The organism is Citrobacter sp. wls619 (assembly GCF_005281345.1).
Taxonomy (GTDB): Bacteria; Pseudomonadota; Gammaproteobacteria; order Enterobacterales; family Enterobacteriaceae; genus Citrobacter.
In genome coordinates, this window is the sequence record NZ_SZXJ01000044.1 from 53958 (window position 1) to 68065 (window position 14108).

Below are 14108 nucleotides of genomic sequence, written 5' to 3' on the forward strand. Positions count from 1 at the left end.
TAGGTAATTATTTTAGTAAACTTTTTACTAAATAAAATAGAGGAATTCGATTTACTTTAACTCGATCACGAAATAGAGAAAATTGACGGGATGTGAGGAGGGGAGGATTTGCCCGACGACACTATCGGGCAGAGCGAACGCTAGCGGGTTGTACCGCGCAGTTTCAGCTGGCTGGGGACATAGACCTGAAGCGGCAACACGCGGCCATCGCGCGCTTTTTCAATCAGCAGGTTAACACCCTGAATGCCCATCATCTCAGAGTGGATACGCACGGTGGAGAGTGGGGGAAAGGTGAAACGCGCGGTAGGGATATCATTGACGCTGATGAGCGAAATTTGCTCCGGAATCCGGACCCCATTTTCATGAATGGCCCGTAATACGCCGATAGCGATGGAGTCAGAAGCAACAAACAAGGCTGACGGATAGTCCTGTTTTGCCAGCATTTTTTTGGCTAGCTCATAGCCAGATGCGCTGGAGAAACCGCCCCGGTAGATATCCATTTCTGAAACGACACCTTTCTGCTGTCCGTATCTCACAAAGGCAACTTCGCGGATATCCGCTTCCCCTGGCACGTCCTGACCACCAATAAAACCGATGCGTGTCGCACCCTGTTTGATGAAAAAGTCGATGATCTCCTGGCTAATGCGTACCAGATCGGTATCAACGAAATCGTAACCGCCACCCGGAGGTTGAAAATCAATAAAACAGATATTGTCCGTTAACGCCGTGGCGGTCTGGCGTATTGCATCGCTGGCCTTCCCAACCACAAGGACACCCGTCAGTTTTTTGATACTGGGGGGCACATGATGTTCATAGCAGTTAGTGAGCTCAATACCCAGCTTTTCACACTGCGTTTCAATACCGTGGCGGATAGACAGATAATAGGGATCGTTGATCTCCAGCTTCTGCTGGTAACTGTAAAGCGCAAGAATGTGGTGCTGACTGGCAACACTCACCTGCATTTTGTGGGAAGAACTGCTCCTGTACTCCAGTTTTTCTGCAATCTCCAGAATACGATGCCGGGTTTCCTCTTTCACATTCAGGTTTGGATCGTCATTCAGGACGCGGGATACCGTTGCCAGAGAAACGCCTGCTTCCGCAGCTATATCTTTAAGTGTTGCCATATTTGCCTTTCATTCCACCATTCGACCGCATGGGCTGTTTATTGTAAATGAAGCCCCATGAGATGCATCTGTTTTTAGTAAATTCTTCGCGCTTTATCTTCCACGAAAAATCGACTATTTTTTAGTAAAAGTTTACTAAGGAGAGAGATATGGATACCGTAGCCTTTGCCGATTTTGCCCGGATGGAAATACGTGTTGGAAAAGTAGCGCAAGTGAAGCGCCACGCGAATGCCGATAAGCTCTATATCGTGCAGGTTGATGTCGGCGATAGAACGCTGCAAACGGTAACCAGTCTGGTGCCGTATTATCGCGAAGAGCAGCTAATGGGGAAAACGGTAGTGGTGCTGTGTAACCTGCAAAAGGCCAAAATGCGCGGTGAAACCTCTGAATGCATGTTGCTGTGCGCCGAAACTGATGATGGCAGTGAAAGCGTGCTGTTGACGCCTGAACGCATCATGCCGGCGGGGGTACGGATTGTTTAAGTTTAGGCTAATTGCCGGATGGCGGCTACGCCTTATCCGGCCTACAAAAGGGTGTCTTTTATAGGCCGGGTAAGGTTGTTACACCTGCTCCACGCTCACCCGTAATGCGGCCAGGGCTTTGCGGGTTGATCGCAATACCAGTTCGCATTGCTCGATCGTTAATGTTAACGGCGGTTCGATACGGATCGTCTTCGCGTTATTCAGCGTTCCGGCGACCAGCACTCGTTGACGGAACATTTCACTGGCAAAGCTGTAGCCAATCTCATTATCGACAAACTCAATCGCCATCAGCATGCCTTTACCGCGAACGTCGTGTACCAGATCCGGATATTCACGCGCCAGATGACGGAAACCATCCAGCAACATATCGCCTTTCTGCTCTGCCTGAGCGGGTAAATTTTGCTCCAGCAGGACGTTAATGGTTGCCAGCGCCGCCGCGCATGAGAGCGGGTTGCCACCGAACGTGGTGGTATGCAGGAAAGGATTGTCGAACAGGACGGAGAACACTTCTTCGGTGGCAATGGTCGCGCCAATTGGCATCACGCCACCCCCAAGCGCCTTGGCCAGACACAGAATGTCAGGTTGCACGTTTTCATGTTCGCAGGCGAACATCTTGCCGGTGCGCCCCATGCCGGTTTGCACTTCGTCGAGGATCATCAGCGCGCCAAACTCATCGCAAAGTTTACGTACCGCGGTTAAATACCCTTGCGGCGGCAGGATCACGCCTCCTTCCCCCTGGATTGGCTCCAGAATCACGGCGGCAACATCGTCGCCGGTCTTTTTGCATTCGCTCAGGACGGTGCGCATGGCATCAATATCGCCAAAAGGAACATGGCGGAAGCCCGGCAGCAGCGGCATAAACGGTTTGCGGAAGGTTGATTTAGCGGTGGCGGATAGCGACCCCAGCGATTTACCGTGGAAGGCTCCGCTGGTGGCAATAAATGTGAATTTACCGCGCGGCGATTGATACGCTTTCGCCAGTTTTAGCGCCGCTTCAACCGACTCGGTCCCGCTGTTACTGAAGAAACTGTATTTCAGCTTTCCGGGAGCCAGTGCAGCAAGCGTTTTTGCCAGCATGGCCCGTAATGGGTCCAGTAATTCCTGGCTGTGCAGAGGTTGTTTCGCGAGTTGATTCTGTACGGCGGAGACCACTACTGGATTACGGTGCCCCACGTTGAAAATTCCAAAACCTCCCAGGCAATCGACAAACTCCTGTCCCTGGGTGTCGACAAGCGTATTCAGGCTTCCCGCTTGCCACTCTACGGCTCCGTAATCCCCGCCGGCAGTTACAGATTTTCGATACTCTAAGAACCCCGGATTGACATGCTCTTTGAAGTAATCAATCACCTCTCGGTTTAGTGCTTTCATTTCCTCATGATCAAGCGTTCGCTTCTCGATGAGATTCAGTGCGTGTGCGCTGCAGGCCAGAGCCGATGCGCTGGAAGGTAACCTGTTCAAAATATGCTCCCGGAGCTCGCGTATCACATGATACTGAATTAAGTATTGCAGGGATTGCGCCATCCCGACGCGCTTAACGAAAATCGGGATAAACACCAGGGAAGATCTTGCTTGTGCAACATTTAATCTCAAACATTAACATTTGCTGGCATTTTGCCCAGGTTTACGTGCGTAAAACCGACGGGAAAAACGCGTTATTGCGCTAAAAGTGGGCGAAAATTGCACTATTGCGGTGCGCAGAGTGAAGGCGTGTTGAATAGTTACGTAATGAAAGTATTTTAAATCAATGAATTAGAAAACATACAAATTTTGAGGTTTAATCGCAAATTGCGATCTAAATCAAATTTAACAACTAAAGTTAAAAAGATTAGCGCCGAAATAACATAAGCCGAAAGAGTTAACAACCAGATAACCTGCACAGGACGCAACCATGTCTTCTCATCCCTACGTTAGTCAGCAAAATACACCGCTGGATGATGATATCACCCTCATGTCGACCACCGATTTACAAAGCTATATCACCCATGCGAACGATACCTTTGTCCAGGTCAGCGGCTATCAGCTGAATGAATTGCTTGCTCAGCCGCATAACCTGGTTCGTCACCCGGACATGCCGAAAGCGGCGTTTGCGGATATGTGGTACACCCTGAAACAGGGGGAACCGTGGAGCGGTATTGTGAAAAACCGACGGAAGAATGGCGATCACTACTGGGTGAGGGCCAATGCGGTGCCGATGGTGCGGGAAGGGCGCGTAACCGGGTATATGTCGATCCGTACCCGGGCGACGGAAGCGGAAATTGCGGCGGTCGAACCTTTATATAAAGCACTCAATGAAGGCCGTTGTCATCGGCGTGTCCATAAGGGGCTGGTGGTACGTAAAGGCTGGTTGGGTAAACTCCCGTCGCTTCCGGTTCGCTGGCGGGTGCGCAGTGTCATGGCTTTCATGTTTGTCATCCTGGCAACTGCGCTACAGCAGATGGGTGCTGAATGGCCGCAACTGTTGGTGAGCGCACTGGTGATGATGCTGGCGACGGTTATTTTCGAATGGCAGATTGTGCGTCCAATCGAGAATGTTGCTCAGCAGGCACTGAAAGTAGCGACTGGCGAGCGCAACAGCGTGACCCATCTTAACCGTAGCGATGAACTGGGTCTGATGCTACGGGCGGTGGGGCAGTTAGGGCTAATGTGCCGCTGGCTTATTCATGACGTGTCGAGTCAGGTCAGCTGTGTGCGTAACGACAGTGAAACGCTGGCGAAAGGCAGTGATGATTTAAACAAGCATACACAGCAGACGGTAGAGAATGTGCAGGAAACGGTCACCACCATGAATCAGATGGCGGCATCGGTGAAGCAAAACTCCGCGACAGCAGCGGCAGCTGACAAGCTGTCTATTGCCGCCAGCAGCGCGGCGACACAGGGCGGTGAGGCGATGGATACCGTCATTAAAACAATGGACGATATTGCCAACAGCACCCAACGGATCGGCACTATCACGACCCTGATTAACGATATCGCCTTCCAGACAAATATTCTGGCGCTGAATGCGGCGGTTGAAGCAGCCAGGGCCGGTGAACAAGGGAAAGGATTTGCGGTGGTGGCCGGAGAGGTACGCCATCTTGCCAGTCGTAGCGCAAGCGCAGCAAATGACATCCGTAAACTGATTGATGCCAGCGCCGACAAGGTGCAGTCCGGCTCCGATCAGGTTCATGCCGCAGGGCGGACAATGGATGATATTGTGGCGCAGGTCCAGAATGTGACGCAGTTGATTGCTCAAATCAGCCATTCAACGCTGGAGCAGTCAGATGGGCTTTCCAGCCTGACCCGTGCCGTAAATGAGTTGAGCAATATTACGCAGAAAAATGCCGAACTGGTCGAAGAGAGCGCGCAGATTTCAGCAATGGTAAAACATCGTGCCGGTCGCCTGGAAGATGCGGTGACCGTGCTGCATTAATTCTCACCCCATCCCATTTTCCCGCCAAACGCTTATCGTCCCCGGTAGGCGTTTTTGTAATAATTTTGTTAATTATATATTAAATAATACCACTTTGGTATTACGATTCTATTTTCATTATTCCGTTTTGACGGCGATCGCCCTGTTTTTAAATATTGTTAATTATCGCTTATATAACGATCGGTCTTGCTTGATTCATCGTTAAAAACTATTTAGTAACATCGGTGTAAATTAAAAAACGATCAATATCATAAAGTTAGGTGAGTACTGACCGATAAGGATATCTGTCTGAAGAAAACTGTCTCCAGGGAGAAAATATGTTCTTGCATAACGTAAAGATTCGCTCGAAATTATTTATCGCGTTTGGTTTGTTTATTGTACTGATGATGGTGAGTTCGGGCCTTTCGCTGTTGAGTCTGGATCGTAGTAACAGTGGGATGCAGAACATCATTACCAATGACTATCCGATTACGGTAAAAGCCAATCTGCTCATTGATAATTTTCAGGAGTTTGTCAGTACTCAACAATTGATGTTATTGGATGAGGAAGGTAAATGGACCCAGGCGTCCCAGAAAAAGCTCGATACCATCAGCCAGCAAATTTCTGCTCTGCTGGATGCGCTGAGTGCTGCGCCTCTGAATGATGCTTCCAAAAAAATTGTTGCGGATATCCGCGATGTGCGTGAGCAGTATCTGGCTTCCCGATTCCGCATTCTGCAGGCGCTGCAGAATCACGATCGCTCCGGCGCGATGCACGAGATGATGACCCGCACGGTGAATGTGCAGCAGGCGTATAAAGCAAAAGTGCAGGAATTGATCGCCATTGAAGATGCCCAGATGCAGAAGGCGGGCGCTCAGGTGGAATATGATTTCCACACCAATCGTGCGCTGTTGATTACTCTGGCGCTGAGCAGCATTGCCGCTGGTTGTGTGATGGGTTGGTATATTGTGCGCTCAATTACCCGACCCCTTAATGAAGCCGTGCAGTTTGCCGAGGCGATTGCGCAGGGCGACCTTACCCGCAACATCAGTATGGAACAGAAGGATGAGACCGGTGTGCTACTGCAAGCGCTGATGGCAATGAAAACCCGACTGCTAGAGATTGTCGAGGAAGTGCAAAACGGCTCCGAGAATATCTCTGCGGCGGCGGCGCAGATTGTCGCGGGTAATCAGGATTTGGCTGCGCGTACCGAAGAACAGGCAAGCTCGGTAGAACAGACCGCGGCGTCGATGGAACAAATTACCGCGACGGTCAAAACGACGGCAGACCATACCCATGAAGCGACGAAGCTGTCTACGGGAGCGGCGACGGTCGTGAAAAACAACGGTGAGATGATGAATCAGGTGACGCAGAAAATACGCGTGATTAATGAAACCTCTAACCGTATGTCAGAAATTATCAACCTGATCGATTCGATTGCTTTTCAAACCAATATTTTGGCGCTGAATGCGGCTGTCGAAGCGGCGCGCGCCGGTGAGCACGGGCGTGGTTTCGCGGTAGTTGCCGGAGAAGTGCGTCAACTGGCGCAAAAAAGCGCATCGTCTGCCAGTGAGATCCGTAATCTGATTGAAGACTCCACCAGTCAAACCCGGGAAGGACTGGCGCTGGTTGAAAAAGCCAACGCGTTGATCACTGGAATGGTCACTAACGTTGAAGAAATGGATGTGATATTGCGGGAAATCGGTCAGGCCAGCCGCGAGCAGACGGACGGTATTTCGCAGATTAACAGTGCGATTGGCCTGATCGACACCACCACGCAACAGAACTCCTGTCTGGTAGAGGAGTCCGTTGCGGCAGCGGCGTCATTAAACGAACAGGCATTACACTTAAAAGAGATGATTAAGGTGTTCCGCGTGCGTAAAGAGGACGCGCAGCCTGCTTAATCAAGCTGGGTGATATCCAGCGATGCGCGATCGATAATACCGATGATCTTCTTGATTTGCGCTTCGCTGGTGTCACCGTGATTGACCCGCAGATCCAGCACGGCTTTAAAATTCTCCAGTGCTCTTTTCATCTGTGGATTTTTGCGTAATTCAAAACCGACACAGCGTGCTTTAATACGTTCGTGGATATGTTCCAGGTGTTCCTGGTTCTCTTCCAGCCATTGCAGGCCTTGCTCCGTGATTGTGATTTGCTTACGTCCTCCTTCCTCGTCACGGATGGCGATAAGCGACTGATCCTGCAAGAAATCCAGTGTCGGGTAAATCACGCCCGGGCTTGGGGTGTAATTACCCTGAGTCAATGTTTCAATGGCTTTGATTAGTTCATAACCGTGACTGGCATCGCGGGTCAAAATATCCAGAATCACCAGACGTAATTCGCCGTGGCCGAAGAAACGCTGACGTCGACCGCCACCACCGCCGCGACCGTGGCGGTGTCCGCAGCCATGCTCATGGTGGTGTTCTTTGTTACAGCCTTCGTGATGACGCTCTTCACCTTTACAGCAACCTTCGTGGTGTTCACTGTGATGACCTTCGTGGCGATGTCCTTCACCCTTACAGCAGCCTTCGTGCTGGTGTTCTGCATGTTTGCAGCACCCTTCATGATGATCTTGCATCATTCATCTCCTGATGTTGTTTAGATATATCTAATTTATATCTAAACTTTTTCTATTTGCAAGTCCACGCAGAAATATTAATTTAATTTATTGATTTATATATACTTATTATTCATTGTAACGCTTGTGATGCGCTATCCGTACTCTATCAAAAAAGTTCTTGCAATCTTCTCAATTAGCAATCATTATCATTTAAAATCTATTTAGATATATCTAATCTCTGTCACGAAGGCGAAAAAATGACAAATAACACTTCACGCTATCCACAGCGCGTTCGCAATGAGCTGCGCTTCCGTGAACTGACCGTCCTGCGGGTTGAACGTATCAGCGCGGGTTTCCAGCGCATTGTACTGGGCGGTGACGCTCTGGATGGTTTTAGCTCACAGGGTTTTGACGACCACACCAAGGTCTTTTTCCCTGAGCCGGGCAGTCACTTTGTGCCACCCGTGGTGACGGATGAGGGGATTGTCTGGCCAGAGGGTGTACGCCCGGTATCCCGTGATTACACGCCGTTGTATGACCCGGCACGCCATGAACTGGCGCTGGATTTTTATATCCACGATGGCGGGGTGGCGAGTACGTGGGCGATGAATGCGCGTGAAGGTGACAAATTGACGATTGGCGGACCGCGTGGCTCGCTGGTGGTACCAGAAGACTATGCGTACCAGGTTTACGTGTGTGATGAATCTGGAATGCCAGCGCTACGTCGTCGGCTGGAGGCGATCGGTCGTTTAGCGGTACGTCCAAACGTGACGGCGCTGGTCAGCGTACACGATGCAGCGTATCAGGATTATTTCGCTCATCTCGACGGTTTTACGATTCAGTGGTTTGTCGGCCATGACGAACAGGCGGTGAATGAGCAGCTTTCACAGCTGACCGTGCCTGCACAGGATTATTTCATCTGGATAACTGGCGAAGGAAAAGTAGTGAAAAACCTGAGCGCCCGCTTTACTACTGAGGCTTTCGATCAGCAGTTGGTGCGTGCCGCGGCTTACTGGCATCAACGTCGGAACGTTAATTAATAATGTGACGGTGAAACGCCAAACGCCTGGCGGAATGCATAACTAAACGCTGCGGTGCTTGAATATCCTACATCGAGCGCCACGGCGGTTACGCTTTTATTTTTCTTCAGCATGAGTACAGACTCCAGAATTCGCATTTTTTGCTTCCAGACGCTGAAGGGTAATCCGGTTTCTTTTTTGAAATGACGCGAAAAGGTACGGGCAGACATACCCAAATGTTGTGCCCAATACTCTACTGAATGTTCCAGCGCCGGAGACGCTTGTATTGTTCGGCATACATTGGTTAATTCGCGATCCTGCGGCCAGGGTAATACAAAGGCGACCTCTGGTAATTGCAGAATAATGTCCACCAGCACACTGACCAGTTTGCCTTCTTTTGACTGGCTATCATAATGGCCTGAAATTGAATTCGTGGCGTAATGAATAAACTCTCTGGCGAAATCACTGATCGCCACGACTTTACACTCATGGATACTTTCTTCGAGAAAGCCCGGTTTAATATCCAGATTCTCTAAATGCACATCATCCAGCGCCCAAACGGCATGCTCAGTATTATTGGGGATCCAGATGCCGTAATGCGCGGGGATTATCCAGCACTTGCCGGCGACATCAATACGCATACTGCCTTTGCGGGCAAAATGAAACTGCATAAAAGCGTGCGAGTGCTGCGGAACATGGTGGTTGGCTTCAAGGACATAAGAGCGAAAGTAAACGTCCTGCGGCAGTTCTGCCATGGAATCGTCCGGGAAGGAATTCCAATGTTTATGTATGAGAGTTTCCATATTGAATTCGATTCTGCTTCCGGTGAGGTGGCCGCTGCTCGATAGATCTTGTCCGCAAATCATAATACATACATTCTTTTTTCCATAATAATCTTGCGTAATAATTAATAGCCCACTTTTGGTAAATACCATGAACACGCTTTGTTCAGACGCTGTCATCGTCAATGAAACAAATGATAACTGGACCCGAATGGGAAAAGAGCTGCTCCAGCAAGCAGATATTCAGATCAATGGTTCCCGCCCCTGGGACATTCAACTTCATCATGCCGGTTTCTTTAAACGGGTGCTGCAACAAGGTTCCCTGGGGCTTGGCGAAAGCTATATGGAAGGCTGGTGGGACTGTGAACGCCTCGATGTTCTGTTCTGCAAAATCCTGAAAGCAAAACTCGACCAGCAAATGCCGGGAAATCTGAAGGATATATTGCGTATTGCCAGCGCCCGCCTGTTTAATTTGCAGTCTCGCAGTCGTGCGTGGATTGTCGGTAAAGAACACTACGATATTGGCAACGATCTCTTTGCGCTCATGCTGGATCCCCACATGCAATATTCCTGTGGCTACTGGAAAGAGGCTACCACCTTAGAAGACGCGCAAAACGCCAAATTAAAAATGATTTGCGAGAAGCTGCAACTGAAACCGGGTATGCGTTTACTGGATATTGGTTGCGGTTGGGGTGGACTGGCCGAATATGCGGCGCGCCATTATGGCGTGGCGGTAGAAGGCGTCACTATCTCGAAAGAGCAGCAAAAAATGGCGCAGCAGCGCTGTGAAGGCCTGGATGTGACCATCCTGCTTCAGGATTATCGTGACCTCGACAAGCACTACGATCGTATTGTCTCCGTGGGGATGTTCGAGCATGTGGGGCCAAAAAATTACGATACCTATTTCAGTATTGCTGACCGCTGTTTGAAATCGGACGGATTGTTCCTGCTGCATACCATTGGTAGCAATAAAAAAGGGATGAGCGTTGATCCGTGGATCAATAAATATATTTTCCCGAATGGCTGCTTACCGGCGATTTCTCATATTGCTGAAGCGAGCGAGTCGCGATTCGTGATGGAAGACTGGCATAACTTTGGCAGTGACTATGATAAAACGCTGATGGCCTGGCATGCGCGGTTTAATCAGGCGTGGCCGGAGCTGTCATCGCGTTATTCCGCGACCTTCAGAAGGATGTTCAATTATTACCTGTGCGCTTGTGCCGGTGCGTTCCGCGCCAGAGATATTGAGCTGTGGCAAGTATTGTTTAGCCGGGGCGTAGAAGGCGGTATTCGCGTCTATCGCTAATATGCAGCCGGATGGCGGTGTAAACGCCTTATCCGGCCTACAAAGGTTTGCACTCGTAGGCCTGATAAGCGAAGCGCATCAGGCACTTATGGCTTAACCCAACTCACACTCTGCCAGTGCTTTAAATACCATGGCGACGGCGTGTGCGCCGGGGTCCATATTGCCCAGCAGGCTTTCACCGCTGAGATACGACGCACGACCCGCGTTGGCTTTGCTCGACAGACAGGTACGTTCTGCACCTGCCTGTGCGGCGTCAAAAGCGGCTTGCAGGTTTTGCGGTTGTGCCAGCAGAGACGTCAGCGCGGGTTGCAGCGCATCAATCATCGTACGGTCACCCTCGTCTGCACCACCGTAGAATTTCATCTGCGCCAGCCCAGTGTTCAGGGCTTCGGCAACATCAGCCCCTTGCTCCAGCTTCTGCCCGGCGGCGGTAAAGAAGATTGACATCAGTACGCCGCTGGACCCGCCCATCACCACGGTCAGGCGTTCGCCGATCAGGGCGAACAGCGTGGCGAGGTTATCCAGTGGAAGCTGCTGGCGATGCAGCAGGTCAGCGATTTCACGTGCACCAGCGGCAAAAGTTGAACCTGTATCACCATCGCCGACTTTGGCATCCAGCGCGTTGAGGTGTGTTTCCAGATCGGAAAGCGTTCCGGTGACCTGCTCAATAATCCCGGCGACCAGCGTGTTGGCTGAAGGCTGGAATTCGACGCGCGCGCTGCGCTGCGATGATGGCACACAGTTGATTTCGCGTGGTGGGACAGGCGTCGGCCAGCTGCTGGTTTCGACTTCGGTTAACAGTGCTTTTTCGATGCTCTCTTCCAGTACGATGGCGGTCAGCGAGAAACCTTTCATATCCAGGGCGGTGACCAGCGAGGCCGGGCCAATCAGCCAGTCGATACGCGGATGCAGTGGGCTGTTTGCCAGTTCACGAGTGATAATAGCCATTTCAGCAACGGACACGCCGCCCAGATTATTAATCATCACCGCCAGACGGCCGGTTTCCGGCAGTGCCGCCATCAGTTTATCGACCATCAGAGTCACCACCTGCGCACTGTTTTGGGTAGCGATAACCGAGGCGCCAGGCTCGCCGTGAATGCCCATGCCCAGTTCGGCATGGCCCGCATGATGGCGCGGTGCGGCGTCGGTTTCCTGCGGCAGGTGGCAACTGGAAATGGCGACGCCCAGGCTGAAGGTGTTACTTGCCGCATACTGCGCTTCACGCAGGACGGTCGCGAGGTTGTAACCGCGTTCAGCGAAATAGCCTGCCACTTTATGAACCAGGATAGTGCCCGCAATCCCGCGAGGGTGCTTGTTATCCGGCAGGGAGATATCGTCGCCGACAATCAGCATTTCGACGTTATAGCCAAGGCGGCGTGCTTTTTCGGCGGCGAGGCCGAAGTTAAGACGATCGCCGGTGTAATTTTTAACGATCAACAGACAGCCTGCCTCGCCAGTTACCGCCTGGATTGCGGTCAGCACTGCATCTACGCTCGGGGACGCAAACACGTCGCCACAGACTGCCGCGGTCAACATCCCTTTGCCGATAAAGCCAACGTGGGCGGGTTCGTGTCCTGAGCCGCCACCGGAGATCACCGCCACGTTATCTTTGTTGAGATCGCGACGAACCACGATGCGAATAGCCGGATCGCTTTCCAGACGCGCCAGATTGTTCCACGGACTGGTGATAATCGTACCGTCGATGACGTCGTTAACGAGTTGGGTACGCTGATTAAAAAAGAATTGAGACATAACGGCTCCTCGAGGTTGAGTGTAAGACAAACCCCCGAATGCATTGTCATGGTGCGGAGGCGATGGGGAGATTCTGGCGGAGTCAGCGTGGAAAAAAACAGCGGCAAAATGAGTTTCATTACGGAACGTAATTGTTATTTTTTGTTCCGTAATGGAACGTATTTGTGCGAGGAACGATCACAATGCGAGCCCGCTCGACTTTTTTATCGCCTTTTCAGTGTTGGCCACACTGCACAGTAAACGTTTTGTTACTGCTTTTAACGGCGTCAGAGAGGGGCAAAGGGAATTTGATTTTCGCGTTCTGTAAGGATTTGTCGGTAAATGAACGGATCGGGATCGCAAACCCCAGTATTTTTATGGTTAATCGTTTCAATATGGAACGCATGTTATTTTTATCTGTTTCATATCAGAACAAAAAGACGAATGATTTTTTTGTTCCCGCTTCGCCATACAGTTATTGCATCGCTCCGGTACCTCCCGTTTTCGCCGTTCGCAACAGGCTAAACAGGTTAACGCCAGGGCTCACCATGTAAAAACATGTACTTATTTGAGGATGAAAGGAATGCTAAAAGTTATTCAATCTCCAGCCAAATATCTCCAGGGTCCTGACGCTTCTACCTTATTTGGTCAATACGCTAAAAATCTGGCAGACAGCTTTTTCGTGATTGCAGATGACTTCGTCATGAAACTGGCGGGAGACAAAGTACTCAATGGCCTGCACAGCCACGGTATTAGCTGCCACGCGGAACGCTTCAATGGCGAATGCAGCCATGTTGAAATTAATCGCCTGATTGCCATTCTGAAGCAGCACGGTTGCCGTGGTGTGGTTGGGATTGGCGGTGGGAAAACGCTGGATACCGCCAAAGCGATTGGCTACTACCAGAAACTGCCGGTGGTGGTGATTCCAACTATCGCCTCAACGGATGCGCCAACCAGTGCGCTGTCTGTTATCTATACCGAAGCCGGTGAGTTCGAAGAATATCTGATCTACCCGAAAAACCCGGATATGGTTGTCATGGATACGGCAATTATCGCTAAAGCGCCGGTACGTCTGCTGGTGGCCGGAATGGGCGATGCGCTCTCGACCTGGTTTGAAGCAAAAGCGTGTTTTGATGCCAGAGCGACCAGCATGGCGGGGGGACAGTCCACGGCGGCAGCCCTGAGCCTGGCGCGCTTGTGCTATGATACGCTGCTGGCAGAAGGTGAAAAGGCGCGTCTGGCGGCGCAAGCTGGCGTGGTGACCGATGCCCTGGAACGTATCGTGGAAGCGAACACCTATCTCAGCGGCATTGGCTTTGAAAGCAGTGGTCTTGCGGGGGCACACGCCATCCATAATGGCTTCACCATTCTGGAAGAGTGCCACCATTTGTATCACGGTGAAAAAGTGGCGTTTGGTACGCTGGCGCAACTGGTACTGCAGAACAGCCCGATGGAAGAGATCGAAACGGTGCTGAATTTCTGCCAGAAAGTGGATCTGCCGGTAACGCTGGCGCAAATGGGCGTGAAAGACGGCATCGACGCTAAGATTATGGCCGTTGCGAAAGCCACCTGCGCGGAAGGTGAAACCATTCACAATATGCCGTTCCCGGTGACGCCTGAAAGCGTCCATGCCGCTATTCTGACGGCAGACCTGCTGGGACAGCAGTGGCTGGCGCGTTAATCAGACGTCGGTAAGTCCTTTATTCGGCATCTTCT

General features: G+C 51.0%; 11 protein-coding genes. 6 read left to right on the forward strand and 5 right to left on the reverse strand.

Annotation, left to right across the window (positions count from 1 at the left end):
• Positions 1–140 precede the first annotated feature (140 nt).
• Entirely contained in the window at positions 141–1124 is a 984-nt protein-coding gene (gene ebgR, locus FDX19_RS09535; protein ID WP_137382517.1) for a transcriptional regulator EbgR, read from the reverse strand.
• Between the two features lie 149 nt (positions 1125–1273).
• Here ebgR and FDX19_RS09540 point away from each other — a divergent pair, with 149 nt between their 5' ends.
• Entirely contained in the window at positions 1274–1606 is a 333-nt protein-coding gene (locus FDX19_RS09540; RefSeq protein ID WP_137382518.1) for a tRNA-binding protein, read from the forward strand.
• Positions 1607–1684: 78 nt separating this feature from the next.
• Here the strand turns inward: FDX19_RS09540 and ygjG are convergent, their stop codons facing one another.
• Positions 1685–3064: a putrescine aminotransferase gene (gene ygjG, locus FDX19_RS09545; protein ID WP_167335587.1), complete on the reverse strand. Its 1380-nt coding sequence runs from the start codon at positions 3062–3064 to the stop codon at positions 1685–1687.
• Between the two features lie 430 nt (positions 3065–3494).
• On the opposite strand from ygjG, the gene FDX19_RS09550 reads away from it, so the two are divergent.
• A complete protein-coding gene (locus FDX19_RS09550) occupies positions 3495–5015 on the forward strand; it encodes a PAS domain-containing methyl-accepting chemotaxis protein (protein ID WP_048213331.1) in 1521 nt (506 codons plus the stop codon).
• Positions 5016–5332: 317 nt separating this feature from the next.
• Positions 5333–6898, forward strand: coding sequence for a methyl-accepting chemotaxis protein (locus FDX19_RS09555; RefSeq protein ID WP_137382519.1), 1566 nt, complete (start codon positions 5333–5335; stop codon positions 6896–6898).
• Here the strand turns inward: FDX19_RS09555 and FDX19_RS09560 are convergent.
• Positions 6895–7572 carry a PadR family transcriptional regulator gene (locus FDX19_RS09560; RefSeq protein WP_005131432.1) on the reverse strand — a complete coding sequence of 226 codons (678 nt, stop codon included), beginning with the start codon at positions 7570–7572 and terminating at the stop codon, positions 6895–6897. The genes FDX19_RS09555 and FDX19_RS09560 overlap by 4 nt on opposite strands.
• 239 nt (positions 7573–7811) lie before the next feature.
• Here FDX19_RS09560 and FDX19_RS09565 point away from each other — a divergent pair, with 239 nt between their 5' ends.
• Positions 7812–8594 (forward strand): siderophore-interacting protein, encoded by a 783-nt coding sequence (locus tag FDX19_RS09565; RefSeq protein WP_137382520.1) that lies wholly within the window; start codon positions 7812–7814, stop codon positions 8592–8594.
• Here the strand turns inward: FDX19_RS09565 and FDX19_RS09570 are convergent.
• Positions 8591–9439, reverse strand: a complete 849-nt coding sequence (locus FDX19_RS09570; protein WP_137382799.1) for an AraC family transcriptional regulator — start codon at positions 9437–9439, stop codon at positions 8591–8593. The two genes, FDX19_RS09565 and FDX19_RS09570, sit on opposite strands and share 4 nt — an antisense overlap.
• Before the next feature lie 67 nt (positions 9440–9506).
• Between FDX19_RS09570 and cfa the strand changes: the two genes are divergently transcribed.
• Positions 9507–10661, forward strand: coding sequence for a cyclopropane fatty acyl phospholipid synthase (gene cfa / locus FDX19_RS09575; protein WP_137382521.1), 1155 nt, complete (start codon positions 9507–9509; stop codon positions 10659–10661).
• 93 nt (positions 10662–10754) lie between these two features.
• Here cfa and FDX19_RS09580 read toward each other — a convergent pair whose 3' ends face one another.
• On the reverse strand, positions 10755–12413 hold the full coding sequence (locus FDX19_RS09580) for a glycerone kinase (protein ID WP_137382522.1): 1659 nt from the start codon (positions 12411–12413) through the stop codon (positions 10755–10757).
• 562 nt (positions 12414–12975) lie between these two features.
• Between FDX19_RS09580 and FDX19_RS09590 the strand changes: the two genes are divergently transcribed.
• Complete coding sequence (locus tag FDX19_RS09590; protein WP_005131422.1) at positions 12976–14073, forward strand: glycerol dehydrogenase; 1098 nt, start codon at positions 12976–12978, stop codon at positions 14071–14073.
• Positions 14074–14108 lie beyond the last annotated feature (35 nt).